This is a genomic window from Pseudorhodobacter sp. E13 (assembly GCF_003991405.1).
Lineage (GTDB): Bacteria > Pseudomonadota > Alphaproteobacteria > Rhodobacterales > Rhodobacteraceae > Pseudorhodobacter.
In genome coordinates this window covers 16,652-32,666 of record NZ_RPEN01000152.1, presented here as the reverse complement: position 1 = coordinate 32,666, position 16,015 = coordinate 16,652, and the positions used below count along the sequence as shown (strand labels likewise).

At 63.3% G+C, this 16,015-nt stretch carries 19 protein-coding genes; 5 read left to right on the top strand and 14 right to left on the bottom strand.

The features are described 5' to 3' along the window. Positions 1-230 precede the first annotated feature (230 nt). From EGN72_RS07245 to EGN72_RS07235, 3 genes are all read left to right on the top strand, one after another. A complete protein-coding gene (locus tag EGN72_RS07245; RefSeq protein WP_233587067.1) occupies positions 231-1,580 on the top strand; it encodes a DUF1800 family protein in 1,350 nt (449 codons plus the stop codon). A 3-nt stretch (positions 1,581-1,583) separates the two neighbouring features. Further along, positions 1,584-2,801, top strand: coding sequence for a DUF1501 domain-containing protein (locus tag EGN72_RS07240; protein ID WP_127046048.1), 1,218 nt, complete (start codon positions 1,584-1,586; stop codon positions 2,799-2,801). A 139-nt stretch (positions 2,802-2,940) separates the two neighbouring features. Next, entirely contained in the window at positions 2,941-3,588 is a 648-nt protein-coding gene (locus EGN72_RS07235) for a GNAT family N-acetyltransferase (protein ID WP_233587076.1), read from the top strand. Positions 3,589-3,627: 39 nt separating this feature from the next. Here the strand turns inward: EGN72_RS07235 and EGN72_RS07230 are convergent, their stop codons facing one another. Beyond that, positions 3,628-4,362 (bottom strand): response regulator, encoded by a 735-nt coding sequence (locus tag EGN72_RS07230; RefSeq protein WP_127046044.1) that lies wholly within the window; start codon positions 4,360-4,362, stop codon positions 3,628-3,630. Between the two features lie 180 nt (positions 4,363-4,542). On the opposite strand from EGN72_RS07230, the gene mce reads away from it, so the two are divergent. Beyond that, positions 4,543-4,947 (top strand): methylmalonyl-CoA epimerase, encoded by a 405-nt coding sequence (gene mce, locus EGN72_RS07225; RefSeq protein ID WP_127046041.1) that lies wholly within the window; start codon positions 4,543-4,545, stop codon positions 4,945-4,947. After that, on the top strand, positions 4,944-5,228 hold the full coding sequence (locus EGN72_RS07220) for a DUF1467 family protein (RefSeq protein ID WP_127046038.1): 285 nt from the start codon (positions 4,944-4,946) through the stop codon (positions 5,226-5,228). Before mce ends, EGN72_RS07220 begins: the two co-directional genes overlap by 4 nt. Before the next feature lie 31 nt (positions 5,229-5,259). Here EGN72_RS07220 and EGN72_RS07215 read toward each other — a convergent pair whose 3' ends face one another. The 13 genes from EGN72_RS07215 to EGN72_RS07155 all read right to left on the bottom strand — a co-directional run bounded on the left by EGN72_RS07215 (position 5,260) and on the right by EGN72_RS07155 (position 15,902). Continuing rightward, complete coding sequence (locus tag EGN72_RS07215; protein ID WP_127046036.1) at positions 5,260-5,961, bottom strand: EI24 domain-containing protein; 702 nt, start codon at positions 5,959-5,961, stop codon at positions 5,260-5,262. Beyond that, positions 5,958-6,536 carry a nitroreductase family protein gene (locus EGN72_RS07210; RefSeq protein ID WP_127046034.1) on the bottom strand — a complete coding sequence of 193 codons (579 nt, stop codon included), beginning with the start codon at positions 6,534-6,536 and terminating at the stop codon, positions 5,958-5,960. Before EGN72_RS07210 ends, EGN72_RS07215 begins: the two co-directional genes overlap by 4 nt. Before the next feature lie 314 nt (positions 6,537-6,850). Then, a complete protein-coding gene (gene phoB, locus EGN72_RS07205; RefSeq protein WP_199743722.1) occupies positions 6,851-7,540 on the bottom strand; it encodes a phosphate regulon transcriptional regulator PhoB in 690 nt (229 codons plus the stop codon). Next, positions 7,540-8,262, bottom strand: coding sequence for a phosphate signaling complex protein PhoU (phoU, locus tag EGN72_RS07200; protein WP_127046030.1), 723 nt, complete (start codon positions 8,260-8,262; stop codon positions 7,540-7,542). Before phoU ends, phoB begins: the two co-directional genes overlap by 1 nt. A 14-nt stretch (positions 8,263-8,276) precedes the next feature. Further along, positions 8,277-9,074, bottom strand: a complete 798-nt coding sequence (pstB, locus tag EGN72_RS07195) for a phosphate ABC transporter ATP-binding protein PstB (protein ID WP_127046028.1) — start codon at positions 9,072-9,074, stop codon at positions 8,277-8,279. A gap of 10 nt (positions 9,075-9,084) precedes the next feature. After that, positions 9,085-10,455 (bottom strand): phosphate ABC transporter permease PstA, encoded by a 1,371-nt coding sequence (gene pstA / locus EGN72_RS07190; RefSeq protein WP_127046026.1) that lies wholly within the window; start codon positions 10,453-10,455, stop codon positions 9,085-9,087. Continuing rightward, entirely contained in the window at positions 10,452-11,720 is a 1,269-nt protein-coding gene (gene pstC, locus EGN72_RS07185) for a phosphate ABC transporter permease subunit PstC (RefSeq protein WP_127046024.1), read from the bottom strand. The genes pstA and pstC overlap by 4 nt, the downstream gene beginning before the upstream one ends. A 57-nt stretch (positions 11,721-11,777) precedes the next feature. Continuing rightward, on the bottom strand, positions 11,778-12,785 hold the full coding sequence (locus EGN72_RS07180) for a substrate-binding domain-containing protein (RefSeq protein WP_127046022.1): 1,008 nt from the start codon (positions 12,783-12,785) through the stop codon (positions 11,778-11,780). A gap of 312 nt (positions 12,786-13,097) precedes the next feature. After that, positions 13,098-13,964, bottom strand: coding sequence for a carbon-nitrogen hydrolase family protein (locus tag EGN72_RS07175; RefSeq protein ID WP_127046020.1), 867 nt, complete (start codon positions 13,962-13,964; stop codon positions 13,098-13,100). Positions 13,965-13,976: 12 nt separating this feature from the next. After that, complete coding sequence (locus EGN72_RS07170) at positions 13,977-14,558, bottom strand: GNAT family N-acetyltransferase (protein ID WP_127046285.1); 582 nt, start codon at positions 14,556-14,558, stop codon at positions 13,977-13,979. Continuing rightward, the gene (locus tag EGN72_RS07165; RefSeq protein WP_127046019.1) at positions 14,558-14,953 is read right to left on the bottom strand and encodes a ketosteroid isomerase-related protein; all 396 of its coding nucleotides are present in this window, start codon (positions 14,951-14,953) and stop codon (positions 14,558-14,560) included. The genes EGN72_RS07170 and EGN72_RS07165 overlap by 1 nt, the downstream gene beginning before the upstream one ends. Next, entirely contained in the window at positions 14,950-15,423 is a 474-nt protein-coding gene (locus tag EGN72_RS07160) for a low molecular weight phosphatase family protein (protein WP_370323209.1), read from the bottom strand. Before EGN72_RS07160 ends, EGN72_RS07165 begins: the two co-directional genes overlap by 4 nt. A 2-nt stretch (positions 15,424-15,425) precedes the next feature. Then, positions 15,426-15,902 carry a UPF0262 family protein gene (locus tag EGN72_RS07155; RefSeq protein WP_127046017.1) on the bottom strand — a complete coding sequence of 159 codons (477 nt, stop codon included), beginning with the start codon at positions 15,900-15,902 and terminating at the stop codon, positions 15,426-15,428. Between the last annotated feature and the right edge of the window lie 113 nt (positions 15,903-16,015).

Genomic DNA, 16,015 nt, shown 5'->3' with positions numbered 1-16,015 from the left:
TCAGGCGGTTTGCCTGATGCGCAGTAGGTTTTTGAAAATTGCGCGCTTTTGGCCTGTGAAGATTGCCCTGCGGCGGCGGGCCGCAGCGATTCTTTCAGCGCCGGGCGCGGCAGCTGTCGGGGCAGCGCCAAACCGCCGAAGGCACGGGAAAAGGCGTGGAAGCGCGGGGGGAATCGGTTACGCTGGGGCGATGTTGCGGGATGATGTGCCCGGCCCAAGGATGATGTGACGTGATCGACAAAGCCACCCTTGCTGCCATCCGCTTTGGCTATGGCCCGCCGCGCGCCGCCATGGGAGGGCCTGCGGATATGCTGGCGGCACTGGCAGGCCCTGATGAAATGGCCGCGCGGCATCCGACATTCGGGTTTACCGATGCGCTGCCCGTGCTGGCGCAGGCGGCGGATGCCCGCAAGATGTTGCGCCAAAACCCCGATGACCGCAAAACCTATCAAGCGGCGGTGCGCGCGGCGGCCGCCATGTCGGAAAGCGCCACCCGCGCCCGCTTTGCCCGCGCGCTGGACGCGCCGGATGCGTTTCGTGAACGGCTGACGGGGTTTTGGGCCGACCATTTCACCACCAAGGCCCGCAACGCGCCTGAACGCCCCCTGCCCGGCACGCTGGTGCATGATGCGGTGCGCCCGCATCTGACAGGCCGGTTCGAGGATATGCTGATCGCGGCGACCTTGCATCCCGCGATGCTGTCTTATCTGGATCAGGTCGCCTCGGTCGGGCCGGGATCGCCCTTCGGGCAGCGCCGCAATCGGGGGCTGAACGAAAATCTGGCGCGCGAGGTGATCGAGTTGCACAGTCTGGGCGTCGGGGCGGGCTATGGGCAGGCCGATGTGCGGCAGATGGCCTTGCTGCTGACCGGGTTGGACGCCACCGCACGCGAAGGGTTTCTGTTTCGTCCCGAACGCGCCGAGCCGGGGGCCGAAACCGTGCTGGGCAAAACCTATGACGGCGACGGGGTGGAGCCGATCAAGGCGGTGCTACGCGATTTGGCCCGGCACCCGGCCACGGCGGCGCATATTGCCCGCAAGCTTGCCACGCATTTCGTGGCCGACAGCCCCGACCCCGCGTTGGTGGCGGCCATGACGGCGGCATACCGCGACAGCGGCGGCGCGCTGGATGTGGTCTATGGCGCCATGCTGAACCACCCCGCCGCATGGGAGCCGGTGCTGCACAAGGCCCGCCAACCCGTTGATTTCCTTTTGGCCGCCTTGCGTGCGCTGGGGATGACGGGGGATGAAATGCGCAAAATGGCGCGCGGCCCGTTTTTGCGCATGTTGCTGCGGCCCATGGCCTTGATGGGGCAAGACTGGGAAAAGCCGAACGGCCCCGATGGCTGGCCCGAAAGTCAGGAGGCCTGGATCACCCCGCAGGGCCTTGGCGCGCGCATCGCTTGGGCGATGGAGGTGCCGGGGCGGTTGGTCACGCCGATGCCGGACCCGCCGGGTTTTGTGCAAACGGCCTTGGGCTCGGCGGCGGATGAGCGGCTGATCTGGGCCGCCGCACGGGCGGAATCGATCCGCGAAGGTGTGGGGCTGGTGCTGGCCTCGCCCGCGTTCAATCGGAGGTAGGGCATGGAGCGGCGCGATTTCCTGAAAGGTTTGACAGCGGTTGGCTGTTCGGCGGCGGCGCATCCGCTGCTGACCACGGTGACGCTGGCGCAAGGCACGGGGCTGGGCGAAAACCGCCTGATCGTGGTGATCCTGCGCGGCGGCATGGATGGGCTGGACGTGGTGCAGCCCTTGGGCGACCCCGATTTTGCCGCGCTGCGCCCTGCGCATATCCCCAGCCAGATCGGGCTGACCGGGCCTTTCGCGCTGCATCCGGGCCTGGGCGGGTTGCAGGGGTTGTGGCAGGCCGGGCAGCTTGGTTTCGTGCATGCCACATCGACCCCTTACCGCGACAAGCGCAGCCATTTTGACGGCCAGACCTTGCTGGAATCCGGCACGGGCATGGATGTGGCGATCGGGGCGCAGCGCGATGGCTGGTTGAACCGGATGTTGCAGGCGGTGCCGGGGCTGCGGGCCGAAACCGCCTATGCCGTGGGGCGCGAGGCTTTGCCGCTGCTGGCAGGCCCCGGCCCCAGCCGCAACTGGACGCCCGAGGTCAATCTGGTGCTGTCGGCGCAAAGCCATTTGCTGCTGGATCACATCTATCACGATGATGATCTGTTCCGCGATGCCGGGGCCGAGGCGATGACCCTGTCGGCAGAGCTTTCGGGGCGCGAGGCGCGCAAAGCCGATGCGCGCGGGGCCGAAAAAGGCCCCTTTGGTCCGGGCGATGACCGGCCTTGGCCGGATGTGGATACGCTGGTTGATTTTGCCGCCGGGCGGCTGCGGGCGGCGACGCGGATCGCGGCTTTCTCGCTTTCGGGGTGGGATACGCATCGCGGGCAGAACAATGCCATCGGGCGGCCCTTGTCGCGCTTGCAGCGGATCATTTTGCGGATGCAGGCGCAACTGGGGGCCGAAGTCTGGGGCCGCACGACCTTGCTGGCGATGACCGAATTCGGGCGCACCGCGCGGCAGAATGGCAGCGGCGGCACCGATCATGGCACCGGGGGGCTGATGGTGATGGCCGGGGGGGCCTTGCGCGGGGGGCACGTCTTTGGCCCCTGGCCCGGCCTGTCGGAGGCCGCGCTGTATGATCGGCGCGATCTGATGCCCACTTCGGATGTGCGGGCCTGGGCGGCCTGGGCCATGCGCGGGCTTTACGGGCTGGAGGTTGCGACGCTGGAAGGCGCGGTGTTTCCGGGGCTGGAAATGGGGCCGAACCCCGGTTTGATCCTGTAGCGGCGCGCGGTTTGGCGAAACACCCTTGTCGGCGCAGCTTGCCCGCCGCATAACCGTTGCACAAACACAGGCAAAAAGGCCCCGCATGGAAAAAGACCTTACGCGCTGGGTGCCGCCCGCTGGCCCCACGGATGCCCCGATGATCGGCACGCAGATCCGGTTGGAGCGTCTGGACGCCGACCACCATGCTGCCGACCTGCATCGCGCCTTCAGCGGCCATGACAGCCTGTGGGATTACATGCCCTATGGTCCCTTCACCTCGGCCGCCGCCTATCACCGCTGGGCCAAGGATATGGCCGCGCACAGCGATCCGCATTTCTTTGTGCTGCGCAATCTGGCGACCGGGCAATGCGGCGGGCTGGCAAGTTACCTGCGGATCACGCCCAACGCAGGGTCGATCGAGGTCGGGCATATCTGCATCAGCCCGGAATTGCAGAAATCACGTCTGGCGACCGAGGCGATGTTTCTGATGATGCAATGGGCCTTTGATGCGGGCTATCGCCGGTATGAATGGAAATGCAACGCGGCCAACATGGCATCCCGCCGCGCTGCGCAACGGCTTGGCTTTTCCTATGAAGGCGTGTTCCGGCAGGCGGCGGTGGTCAAGGGCCGCAACCGCGATACGGCGTGGTTTTCCGTGATCGACAGCGAATGGCCCGCCCTGCGCGAGGCGTTTCTGGCATGGCTTGCCCCGTCCAATTTCGATGCCACGGGCAAGCAGCGCGAACGCTTGAGCGACCTGACGGGCCTTGTGCGCGCCAATGATGACCCGATGCAGCGGCGCTGATCGGCGCGCCCCTTGCTTGTGTGAAGATCGCTTGCTGCCCTATCCTTTCTTGGTTGCCGCCTGAACAAACGGGTCGGGCGTGCCGCTGATGCGTTGGGCCAGAAGGCGGCTCAACCCCTCTTTCGCGGCGGCAGAGGTGGCGGCGGCGGCGGCAGCCCCTTGCAGATCACTGTCATGGCAACTGCGCGCGATGCCCTGCACGAAATCCGCGATATAGCGCCGCGTTCCCAGCGCCCCCGCCTCCAGCACCGAGGCGGCATGCACCAGATCATCATGCAGCGCCTGACGGTCGGGCCGGATGGGCGACAGGCCCTGCGGCAAGGGGCTGCGCGGCTGACCTTTCAGATGCGACAACAGAACCTGCTGAAAGCCTTCCAACGTCTCCAGCGGTTTTTCCAGAAAGCCTGCCGCCCCAGCCCGCACGGCCGCCGACCACAGCCCCGGATCGCCGCTGATGGCCAGCACCACCGCATCCAGCGCGCCGGGGCGGGTGATATCGCGGATCAGGTCCAGCCCGCTGCCATCCGGCAAGCCCAGATCCACCAGCACCACATCGGGGCGATAGACGGCCAGATGCCGCCGCGCCGCCGCCATGGTTTCCACCCGCCGCAACCGCGCCCCGCTGCGCTGACACAGCAGGCGCAGCGCCTCAGACGCGAAGCGGCTATCCTCCACCGCCAGCACGGTGACATTGGCCAGCGGCAAGGCATTGCGCAGGCTGACCGGGGTAAAACCCGGCCCTTCGGGCATGGATTGGGCAGAGGAGTGCGGCATGATGATTCCACCTGGCAGAGGGTTCCCCCCCAGTTGACGCCGAAATTCGCTAATGTCTGGTAAATGCCGCCCCGGACCTGCCCGCAAATCACCGCCGAAACCCGCCTGCGGCGGCGCGTCCCCTTGCCCTGCCCGGCCTTGCGCCGCATATAGCGCCAAAGACCATTGGGAGAGATGAGGATGATCGGACGCCTGAACCATGTTGCCATTGCCGTGCCCGACCTGGAGGCCGCAGCGGCGCAGTATCGCGGCACTTTGGGGGCCAATGTCGGCCCGGCGCAGGATGAACCGGACCATGGGGTCACGGTGGTGTTCATCACCCTGCCCAATACCAAGATCGAACTGCTGTATCCTTTGGGCGAAAACTCCCCGATCAACGGGTTTCTGGAAAAGAACCCGGCAGGCGGCATCCACCATATCTGCTATGAGGTCGATGACATTCTTGCCGCGCGCGACAAGCTGAAAGCGGCAGGCGCGCGGGTGCTGGGCAGCGGAGAGCCGAAAATCGGCGCGCATGGCAAGCCGGTTCTGTTCCTGCACCCCAAGGATTTCAACGGCTGTCTGGTTGAACTGGAGCAAGTATGACAATCACCGCCGCCCTCGTTCTGTTCGCCGTGACCTGGTTCATGACCTTTTTCGTGGTGCTGCCGCTGCGCTTCAAATCGCAAGGCGATGCGGGCGAGGTGGTGCCGGGCACGCCGCCCAGCGCGCCCTCGGGCTTTGTGGTCAAACGCAAGGCATGGATCACAACCCTTGCCGCCACGGTGATCTGGGCGGTCTTGTGCGGGATCATCCTGTCGGGTGTGATCTCGGTCCGCGATTTTGACTGGATGCACCGGATGCCGCCGGTGTCGACCGGCGGCTGACCCTTCGCTGCGGTTTGTCCGTGTATCCGCCTCAGCGATGCTGTTCCATCGCGTTCAGGCGGTGGAACAGATGGGTGAAGGTGGCCGCCCCCAGCACCGGAATGAACAGGTTGATCAACGGGATGGACAAGGGGGCCGCCATCAAGCCACCCGCCCACCAGACCGTCAGCCAATGGCGCTTGCGCAGGGCTTTCGCCGCCTGCCGCCCCATGCGCCGCGACGCGACCAGCGTGAAATATTCGCGCCCCAGCAACAGCCCGTTCACCGCCCAGAACACCATCGGAATGAACGGCCCGACAAAGGCATATAAGATCAACGCCAGCACGTTCACCGTGACCAGCAGGGCAAAGAAATTCAGCGTATCAATCACCGCATCGCCAAGGCCCTGCTTTTGCGCAGGCGGCAGGCCGGGGTAGTGCCTGTCCTCCACCGCCTGTGCGACATCATCCAGAAACATCGAGGTAAAGGCCGAGGCGACGGGCATCATCAGAAACACCGATAACCCGATCATGAACAAGGCCGACCCCCAGCTGAGCAAGGTGCCAAGCCCACCCACCGGACCCACGAAGGGAATCTCGATCACCTCGGGGGTGAAGCTTTGGATGGCCCATAGAAACAGCGCATAAACCGCCACCAACAGCAGCAGGGTCAACCCTACGCCCCATAGCATGACGCGGCGAAAGCGGCTGTCGCCAAGTTGGCCCACCGCCTTCAGAAAATCCGAAAAAATCATGCCTGCACCCATGTCACCAAAGTGGATGCGTCCGGGCGCGGGCGGTCTGGTGGCGCGCTGCGCGGCGTGCCGATATGAATGATCCCGGCCACGGTTTCCGTCTCGGCCAACCCAAAGCCTTCCGCCACAAACGCGCGGTCATGCGAGGGCCAGCCCGACAACCAATTCGCCCCCCAACCCGCCGCCAAAGCCGCATTGAGCAGCGACAAACAGGCCGCCCCCGCCGAATAGACCTGCTCGATCTGCGGGATTTTCTCCGAGGGTTTGGGCGCCGAAATCACCACCACCGCCAGATGGCCCGTCTCAAACTGGCCCATGCCTTTGGCGGTGCGCTCAGCATCCAGCCCCAATGCCGCGGCGCGGGCCTGCGCCAAAGCGGCCAGCCGCGCCATCGCCCCTTGCTCCAGCACCAAAAAGCGCCAAGGCTCCAGCTTGCCATGATCCGGCACCCGCATCGCGGCGGTCAGCAACGGCTCCAGCGCCGCGCGGTCCGGTACAGGCAGACCCAACATCTTGGCCGGCACCGACCTGCGGGTCTGAAAAAACTCTGTCGCGGAAATCTCCGGTTGCGCCATGGTCCTGCTCCTCTAAGGCTTCCCCTGATGTCGGGGATTGGCAGGCCATGGTCAAGGGGCGCCGCATAAAACCCGGCCACCCCACCCCTTCATCTTGGCGCAAATACCTGCGGGGGGTGCGGGGGGCAGCGCAGCCCCCCGCTTCTTACAGCAAATATACGCCCGCCCTTCGGGCAGGCTTGGGGGGCAGCGCAGCCCCCCCCCTCTTGCATCAAATATACGCCCGCCCTCCGGGCAGGCTTGGGGGGCAGCGCAGCCCCCCGCTTCTTACAGCAAATATACGCCCGCGCCGTGGGTATCGGGGCAGCAAACCCCTAGCCCAGCGCATAGCCCGCGCCGCGCACGGTGCGCAGCGGGTCCTCGCCGCCGTGCTGGCAAAGTGCCTTGCGCAGCCGGCCGATATGCACATCCACCGTGCGGGTATCGACATAGATATCCCGTCCCCAGACCCGGTCGAGCAATTGGTCCCGCCCCCAGACGCGGCCCGGCTTTTCCATGAAGGTCGACAGCAGGCGAAACTCGGTCGGGCCCAGTTTCAACACCTTGTCGCCGCGATAGACGCGGTGGGTTTCGGTATCCAGCCGGATATCCTCGAAGGCCAGCACCAGCCCCATGGTCGCGGGGCGCACCCGGCGCAGGGCGGCGCGCACGCGGGCCATCAGTTCCACCACCGAATAAGGCTTGATGATATAATCATCCGCGCCGGTTTCCAGACCGCGCACGCGGTCCACCTCTTCGGCGCGGGCCGACAGCATGATGATCGCGATATTGCGGGTGTCGGGAGCCATTTTCAGCCTGCGGCACACTTCGATGCCCGAAACATGCGGCAGCATCCAGTCCAGCACGATCAGATCGGGCGCGGATTCGTCCACCAGCATCAGCGCCTCTTCGCCATCGGCAGCCTGCATCACCCGAAAGCCTTCGGCCTCAAGGTTATAGGCCAGAACCTCGCGTTGGGCAGGTTCATCCTCGACCAGCAGAACGGTGGGTTGCTCAGCCGCCATCAGCCCTGCCCCCCGGTCGCAGGTGCGGTCGAGGTCATATCGGCCTTGGGCCGCGCCTCATCCGGCAAGGCCCCGGTGACCAGATAGATCACCTGTTCGGCAATCCCGGTGGCATGATCGCCCACGCGTTCGATATTCTTGGCGATGAAATGCAGGTGCATACAGGCCGAGATATGGCGCGGGTCTTCCATCATATGGGTCAGAAATTCGCGGAACAGCGCGTTATACATCTGGTCCACCTCGGCGTCATTCTGGCGCACATGGGCGGCCAGTTCGACATCGCGCTGGATCAGACTGTCCAGCGCGTCTTTCAATTGCATCTGCACCGCTTTTGCCATCCGCCGGATCGCCCCTGCCGACCCGTCAATCGGGGCCATCTGCGACAGCACGACCGAGCGTTTGGCAAGGTTCTTGGCGTAATCGCCGCAGCGTTCCAGCGAGGCTGCGATTTTCATCACCGTCAGCACCGTGCGCAGATCGCCCGCCGTCGGCGCGCGCAGCGCGATGATCCGCGCGGCCTCGGTGTTGATCTGTTCTTCCAGCGCGTCAATCGCCTTGTCACCGGCACGGATGCGCGCAGCCAATTCGTCATCGCGGCTTTCCAGCGCCAGTGCGGCATCCAGCAGCGCCGCCTCCACCAGCCCGCCCATTTTCAGAACGAGGGCCTGCACGGCCTCTAGATCACGGTCAAAGGCGCGGGCAATATGGGGTTCGTTTTGCATGGTCATTCCCTTCCTCAGCCGATCCGGCCCGTGATATAGCTTTCGGTGCGCGGGTCTTTGGGCGCGGTGAAAATCTGGCCCGTTTCGCCATATTCCACCAAGCTTCCAAGGTGGAAAAACGCGGTGCGCTGGCTGACGCGGGCAGCTTGCTGCATCGAGTGAGTGACGATCACCACCGAAAACTGGCTGCGCAACTCGTCAATCAATTCCTCTACCTGCGCGGTGGCGATGGGGTCCAGCGCCGAGCAGGGTTCATCCATCAGCAGCACTTCGGGGCTGGTGGCGATGGCCCGCGCGATGCACAGGCGCTGCTGCTGGCCACCCGACAAACCGGTGCCCGGCGCGTTCAGGCGGTCTTTGACCTCATTCCAGATGGCGGCTTTGCGCAGCGAGGTTTCCACCACCTCATCCAGTTCGGCCTTGTTGCGCGTCAGCCCGTGGATCTTGGGGCCATAGGCCACATTGTCATAGATTGACTTGGGAAAGGGGTTCGGCTTTTGGAACACCATGCCGACCTTGGCGCGCAACTGCACAGAATCGACCTTTGGGTCATAGATATTTTCGCCGTCCAGTTTGATGTCGCCGGTGACGCGGCAGATATCAATCGTGTCATTCATCCGGTTCAGGCAGCGCAGAAAGGTGGATTTGCCGCAACCCGAGGGGCCGATAAAGGCGGTCACGGTCTTGTCCAGAATATCGACATCGACGGATTTGATGGCATGGGCCTCGCCATAAAACACATCCACGCCGCGCGCCGTGATCTTGTTGCTTTGGGTGGTCACATCTCTCTCCAGAATTCGCAGGTCGTCCATTTGCATCCCCTTACCAGCGGCGTTCAAAGCGGCGGCGCAGGATGATCGCCACGGCATTCATGATCAGCAAAAACACCAGCAACACGATAATCGCCCCCGAGGCGCGTTCAAAGAACGCAGGGTCGGCGCGTTGGGTCCAGTTATACACCTGCACCGGCAGCGCGGTCGAGGGTTCGCCAAACAGCCCATCCGTGGCGCTATAGGCGGCAGGGTATTCGCGCACAAAGGCCACCATACCGATCAGCAGCAAGGGCGCGGTTTCGCCCAAGGCTTGCGCCAGCCCGATGATGGTGCCCGTCAGGATACCGGGGGCGGCCAAGGGCAGCACATGGTGAAACACCGCCTGCATCTTTGACGCGCCCACGCCCAGCGCGGCATCGCGGATGGAAGGCGGCACCGATTTCAGCGCGGCACGGGTGGAAATGATGATGGTCGGCAGGGTCATCAGCGTCAGCACCAGCCCGCCCACAATGGGGGCCGAGGCGCGCAGACCGGCAAAGTTGATGAAGATCGCAAGGCCAAGGATACCGAACACGATCGACGGCACGGCGGCGAGGTTAGAGATGTTCACCTCGATCAGGTCGGTCCAGCGGTTTTTCGGGGCAAATTCCTCGAGGTAGATCGAGGCGGCAACCCCGATGGGCAGGGCCAGCACCAGCACCACGATCATCATATAGGCCGAGCCAAGGATCGCCACGCCCAGGCCCGCAGCCTCTGGCCGTTGGTCCGAGGCGTCGGGGGCTGTCAGGAAGGCCGCGTTGAAGCGGGTTGTCAGCAGGCCTTTCTGCTTCAGCGCATCGGCCAGTTTAAGCTGGGCGGGCGACACGTTGCTATCCAACTCGGCGCTGGCCAGCGTGGTGCGGCCTTTGTAATAGCCATCAATCCGGCCCGAGGCGAGCACGGTGATCTGCACCGTTTGCCCCACCAGCGCGGGGTCGGCCAGCACGCGGTCGCGCAACTGCGCTGCGGCCTCTTGCGAGATCAGCCCGCTGACGTCTTTCTTGGTCAGCCCCTCAATCTCGATCCCCAAACTGTCCACCGCGTCTTGCAAACCCTTGGCCAGCAAGGGGCCATAGGTCAGGGTGGTGACTTTCTTCATCACCTCCAGATCGCGGGTGCCGGATTTGTCCAGCTTTGCCTCCGGCAACTCCACGTTCAGCGCGATATAGCTCTGGCGAAAGGCCGAGGTGCCGTTGCCAAGGATCGAGGTGACAAGGATCACCAGAGCAATCACGCCCACAGCGATGGCCGCCAGACCGTAAGCCTTGAAGCGGCTTTCGGCGGCGTTGCGTTTGCGGGTGCGGGCATCCTGCACCAAAAGTGAGCCTTTGCGCGGGGCGGGCGCGGTAGAAGCGGCGGCGGCGGCGGTTGCGTCAGTCATTCATACTGCTCCCGGTATTTGCGCACGATATAAAGCGCCAGCACATTCAGGCCGAGCGTCATGACAAACAGCGTCAGGCCCAGCGCAAAGGCAACAAGGGTTTCAGGGGCGGCGAAATCGGTGTCGCCGGTCAACTGGCTCACGATTTTCACGGTGACGGTGGTCATCGCCTCGAACGGGTTCACCATCTCGCCGATGCCCTCATTGAGGCGGGCAGCGGCGGCCCCGGCCCCCAGCACCACGATCATCGTCTCGCCAATGGCGCGGCTGGTGGCCAGCAGCACCGCCCCCACGATCCCGGGCAAAGCGGCGGGGATAACGACCTGACGGATGGTTTCGGATTTGGTGGCGCCAAGGCCAAGGCTGCCATCGCGCATCGCCTGCGGCACGGCATTGATGATATCGTCCGACAGCGAAGACACGAAGGGGATGAGCATCACCCCCATCACCAGCCCCGCCGTCAGCACCGAGGACCCCGAGGTGCCAAGCCCCAAGGGCTGCGCCAGCCAGTCGCGGATCATCGGCCCCACGGTCACAAGCGCAAAGAGGCCGTAAACGATGGTGGGGATGCCGGCCAAAATCTCGATCAGCGGCTTGGCGATGCCGCGCAGTTTCGGCCCGGCATATTCCGACAGATAAATCGCGGCAAACAGCCCGACCGGCACCGCAAACAGCAGCGCCACAAACGAGATATACAGCGTGCCCCAAAGCAAGGGCAGAATACCCAGCGATGAATTGCCGCGAAAATCCGGCGCCCAGGTGGTGCCGAACAGGAACTCTGTCCAGGAATATTGTGAAAAGAAATTCACCGTCTCGAACAGCATCGAAAAGACGATGGCAACCGTGGTCAGAATGGCAATCGAGGCCGAGGCGATCAGCAGGCCCAGCACCCACCGCTCTGCCGCGACACGGGACCGGAACGCAGGCTGCGTGCGCAGCAGCGCATAACCCAGCCCAAGCGCAGCGGCCACCACGGCCAGAACGGGCACGAGGCCGGGCAGCGCCTGCGCCAGATCTTGCCAGACCCCCGTATCGGCTTGGCGCGCAGCGATGCGCGTCAGCAAAGAGCCTGCCAGAAACACGCCCAAACCGGGGATCAGCACCGAATAGGCCGCGTTTTGCCCGTAAAACCCCGGAAGCGAGGCCAGACGGCGAATATCGCCCCCCGACAGGCGCACCGCCCGCGCTTTGGCTGTCACATAGCCGAAGATCGCGAAAGCCGTCATCAGCAGCAGCATCAGTAAGGGTGACATCAACAGGCCCATCTTGTCAGAAACGTGAAAGGCGGCCCAAACGCTGGGCCGCCCGGTCTTTTTAGTGGCTTACATGCCCGCCGCAGCAACAGCGGCCTGGGTTTCCGTCAGTGCAGGATCAGACACGAGGCCATAGGCGGCCAAGGGGCCATCGGGGCCTGCCAGCTCATCCGCGACGAAGAATTCGGCATATTCCTTCAGGCCGGGGATCACGCCGATGTGCTGGGATTTCACGTAGAAATACAGCGGGCGCGACACCGGGTAATCCCCCGAAGCGATGCTTTCGGTCGAGGGCACTACCCCGCCCATCGTCGCCACTTGCAGCTTGTCGGTGTTGTTTTCATAGAAGGACAGACCGAACACGCCGATCCCGTTGGTGTTGCTTTGGATCCGGGCGAGGGTTTCGGTGTAATCGCCATCAATATCCACCGAACGGCCATCGGTGCGCAGGGCAGAGCAGGCCTTCTCATCGCCGCGCTCGGCTTTCACCACTTCGGCCGCGCCAGAGGTCTTGCAGCCTTCGATCACGACTTTTTCTTCGAACACTTCGCGGGTGCCGTGCTTGGTGCCGGGCACGAAGGCCATGATTTCCTGAGCGGGCAGCGCGGGGTTCACCTCGTTCCACATGGTATAGGGGTTGGAAACCAGCTTGCCATCAACCACCACTTCGGCGGCCAAAGCCTTATACCAATCTTCGGGGGTGAAGGCGAAAGCGTTGCCGTTGATGTCGGAGGCGAAGACGATACCGTCATAGCCGATGCGCACTTCCAGAATATCGGTCACGCCATTGGCGGTGCAAACCTCGACTTCGCTGTCCTTGATCTTGCGCGAGGAGTTGGCGACGTCGATGGTGTTTTCGCCCACGCCTTCGCAGAACTTCTTCAGCCCTGCCGAGGAGCCACCGGATTCGACCACCGGGGTCGGGAAATCGGTGTTTTCGCCAAAGGCTTCGGCCACGATAGTGGCATAGGGCAGCACGGTAGAGGACCCGGCTATTTGCACCTGATCGCGTGCCGCGGCGGCAGTGGCGGAAAGGGCGGCAATGGCAAGGGCCGAGGTCAGCGTTGCGGTCTTCATGGCAGTCTCCTGTCTGTTGGCAGCCTGTTTGGCTTGCCCGATGCCTAAGCGCGGCGTGTGACAGTCCTGCAAAAAAGACGTAACGGTTTTATGACAATGCAGGGGCTTTGCCTTGCGCAAAATCCGCACAAATGCATGATTTTTATTGTTTTTTATGCATAACTGCACAGGAGAAATTTGTCACAAAGGCAAAAACCTTGTGTCAAAAACCCGGAAACAGCCGCAAAGCAGAAGAGGGGGAGCCGGGATCGGGGGCATCGAGCCCCCTCCCCCGGCCTTGCCAGGGACAAAGGCGAATCGGTCGCGAATCGGTCAGGGGTTGGGTGCGATGCGGTCCCATTGCTCGGCCCAGTGCTGATGGTTCAGCACGCCACCGTCGCGCCGCACCTCAGCCACGGCGGACAAAGAGATATCGGCATAGGCCCAACCGGGCGCGTTCAGCGAGGTTTCGGCAAAGATGCCATTCGCAGGAAAGCCCCGGTCTGGCGGGCCATAGATCGCGGCAGAGCCGATGTTCACATCCACCGCCGGGCAAAAATCACAGGCCCCCACGGTGGGCGCATGCACGACGATGCATTGATTTTCCAGCGCCCGCGCCATGGAGCCCACCCGCACCCGCGTGAACCCTGCCAGACTGTCGGTGCAGGACGGGGCGAGCAAAATCTCGGCCCCCGCATCGACGAGCGCGCGGGCAAGCAAGGGAAATTCGCTGTCATAACAAATCACAATGCCGATCTTGCCCAAGGCCGTGTCAAACACCTGCAAGCCCCGGCCCGCGACCACATCCCAGGTTTCGCGTTCAAATCGGGTCATGATCTGCTTGTCCTGATGCCCGATGATGCCTTGCGGGCCGTAAAGGATGGCGCGGTTGACCGGACGGTTTTCAATGAAACAAGGGGCAGAGGCACCAAGGATATGCACGCCATACTGTGCCGCCAAGGCGCAATGCAGCGCATCGACGGCGGGGCCGTGGCGCGCCACCTCATGCAAGGCGGCCTCTATATCCTCGGCCACGCTGCGGCCGCCAAGGCTGGCCAATTCCATCGCGCCATATTCGGGGAACACCAGCAATTCTGCGCCCTGCCCTGCGGCCTCGGCCACCCAAGCGCTGAGTTTGGCGCGGTAGTCGTCAAAGCTGTGGAAAAAGGTCAGCGGATAGGCGGCGGCAGCGATTTTCACGGGCATCTCCTTTCAAAGCGCACGCATCCAGAATTGGAGCGGCTTGGGGCTGGGCGTATCCTCGCCCAGATCGGTCCATTCGAACCGGGCTTGCACCCCCGGCAAAGGCGCATAGCCGCGCCCGCGCCAGAAGGCATCATTGCTGCGGGCCTGCGCGGGGCGCAGCGGGTGATCATCAGGCCGGATGACGGAACAAAAGGCAACATGGCTGCGACCCAAGGCGCGGGCATGATCTTCGCGCTGATCAAAGAAGCGGTGGCCCAGCCCCTGCCCGCGATAGGCGGGCAACAGCACCGATTCCGCGCAATAGAAAATCTGGTCCAGCGCCACATCCACCCCAGCAAAAGCGGCGGCGAATTCCTTGGCGTGATCTTCCATCGGGGTGCCGGTGGCGGCGCCGATCAGCCTGTCGCCATCAAAGGCCCCCACAACGATCGCGCCTGCACAGTTGCGATAGCTTTTCAGATAGCGGCGTTCATAGTCCAGCGAGCCATCATAAAGGTAAGGCCAGTCGCGGAACACCGCGATACGCAGGGCGGCGACATCCCCCAGCGCGGCATCCAACGCGGCCCCGGTCAAGGCGCGCAGATGGATCACGAGACTTGCGCAATCCAGTCGTTGAGATTGTAGAAGGTGGTGATGCGGGCAATCTTGCCGCCCCGGATGTCAAAAAACGCCCCGGCGGGCAGGATATAGGTCTGGCCCCGCGCCTCGGGCAGGCCGGGATCGGTTTGCAGATAGGTGCCATGCACGGTGAATTCCGCAGCGCCCCGGCTGCCGTCATCCGTGCAAAACACCACGATATCGCGCAATTCCTCGCGGTAGCTGACGCCCATATGGCTGCAAAATTCCGCAAACTTGGCACGGCCCCGACGGATGCCGCCTTCATTCACGCGATGTTCCACATCCTCGGTCACACACTCCAGCATGCCCGCCGCATTGCCTGCGTTGAAGGCTGCGTAATAGCGCGAAATCAGATCCTTGCTCATGTCTCCTCCTCTGCGTCGGGGTCTATCGGGGGGCCGAAGCGTTCCAGCATCCTGCTGCGAATCTGGTCACGCGCCTGCCGGTAAGCGGCCAATTTTGCCTCGCGCGCGTCACCAAGGCCGGTGGGGTCAAGGATCGGCCAGTATTCGATATCAAGATGGTGAAAGCGGGTCAGTTCCAGCGCCATGCGCTGACTGGCGGGGGATAGCGCGATGATCAGATCAAACTGGCTCAGATCATCGCCCCATTCCTGCATTTCCTCAAACGAGCGGCTGCGATGGCGCGAAATTTCAATCCCAAGCTCTTTGCAGACGGCGATGGAAAAGCCGTCCACCTCCATGTCATTCTTGACGCCGGCAGATTGGACATAGGCGCGCTGGCCATACATCTTTTTCATCAACCCTTCGGCCATGGGCGACCGGACAGCGTTGTGATCGCAACAAAACAGCACCGATTGGGGAAACTCCGCCACGCTCAGCCCCAGTGCAAGACGCAAATCAGGGTGAACAGGCGGCGCGCAGTGTCGATATCAACCTCGGCCTTGCCTTCCAGCCGTTCCTGCAATACCCGCGCGCCTTCGTTGTGGATGCCGCGCCGGGCCATATCAATCGCCTCGATCTGGCTGGGGGGCAAGCGTTTGACCGCCTCGAAATAGCTTTCGCAAATCTGGAAGTAATCCTTCACCACCTGCCGGAACGGACCAAGCGAGAGGTGAAACTCCCCCACCTTCTCCTCAGCCTCGGTGGCGATGTCAAAGACAAGCCGCCCTTCGCGGATCGCAAGGCCAAGCCGGTAGGGGCCTTCGGGAACCGCTTTGCCATCGCGTTTGGGCAGGGCGAAACTGTTGTCCTCCAACAGATCAAAGATCGCAACCTTGCGTTCCTGCTCGATCTCGGGGGTTGGCAGGGCCAGCCCGGTTTCGTCGATTTCGATGTGGCAAATATGGGTCATCAGATCATTTCCATCACGAGGCACAGGCGTTTGATGGCCTTTTGAACGCCAGCGCGCAAGGGGTTAGAGCGTTTTGCGTTTTACAGGAACCGAACATCGCTGTCTGACATCGA

Excerpts from the sequence above, each read along its gene's own strand:
- EGN72_RS07230 (WP_127046044.1), bottom strand. The coding sequence starts at position 4,362 with ATGCCGCACTCCTCTGCCCAATCCATGCCCGAAGGGCCGGGTTTTACC.
- EGN72_RS07155 (WP_127046017.1), bottom strand. The coding sequence starts at position 15,902 with ATGACCCATATTTGCCACATCGAAATCGACGAAACCGGGCTGGCCCTG.
- EGN72_RS07210 (WP_127046034.1), bottom strand. The coding sequence starts at position 6,536 with ATGGCGCAACCGGAGATTTCCGCGACAGAGTTTTTTCAGACCCGCAGG.
- EGN72_RS07215 (WP_127046036.1), bottom strand. The coding sequence starts at position 5,961 with ATGATTTTTTCGGATTTTCTGAAGGCGGTGGGCCAACTTGGCGACAGC.
- pstA (WP_127046026.1), bottom strand. The coding sequence starts at position 10,455 with ATGACTGACGCAACCGCCGCCGCCGCCGCTTCTACCGCGCCCGCCCCG.
- EGN72_RS07235 (WP_233587076.1), top strand. The coding sequence starts at position 2,941 with ATGATCGGCACGCAGATCCGGTTGGAGCGTCTGGACGCCGACCACCAT.
- EGN72_RS07220 (WP_127046038.1), top strand. The coding sequence starts at position 4,944 with ATGACAATCACCGCCGCCCTCGTTCTGTTCGCCGTGACCTGGTTCATG.
- pstB (WP_127046028.1), bottom strand. The coding sequence starts at position 9,074 with ATGGACGACCTGCGAATTCTGGAGAGAGATGTGACCACCCAAAGCAAC.
- EGN72_RS07180 (WP_127046022.1), bottom strand. The coding sequence starts at position 12,785 with ATGAAGACCGCAACGCTGACCTCGGCCCTTGCCATTGCCGCCCTTTCC.
- EGN72_RS07165 (WP_127046019.1), bottom strand. The coding sequence starts at position 14,953 with ATGAGCAAGGATCTGATTTCGCGCTATTACGCAGCCTTCAACGCAGGC.
- phoB (WP_199743722.1), bottom strand. The coding sequence starts at position 7,540 with ATGGCGGCTGAGCAACCCACCGTTCTGCTGGTCGAGGATGAACCTGCC.
- pstC (WP_127046024.1), bottom strand. The coding sequence starts at position 11,720 with ATGGGCCTGTTGATGTCACCCTTACTGATGCTGCTGCTGATGACGGCT.
- EGN72_RS07240 (WP_127046048.1), top strand. The coding sequence starts at position 1,584 with ATGGAGCGGCGCGATTTCCTGAAAGGTTTGACAGCGGTTGGCTGTTCG.
- phoU (WP_127046030.1), bottom strand. The coding sequence starts at position 8,262 with ATGCAAAACGAACCCCATATTGCCCGCGCCTTTGACCGTGATCTAGAG.
- mce (WP_127046041.1), top strand. The coding sequence starts at position 4,543 with ATGATCGGACGCCTGAACCATGTTGCCATTGCCGTGCCCGACCTGGAG.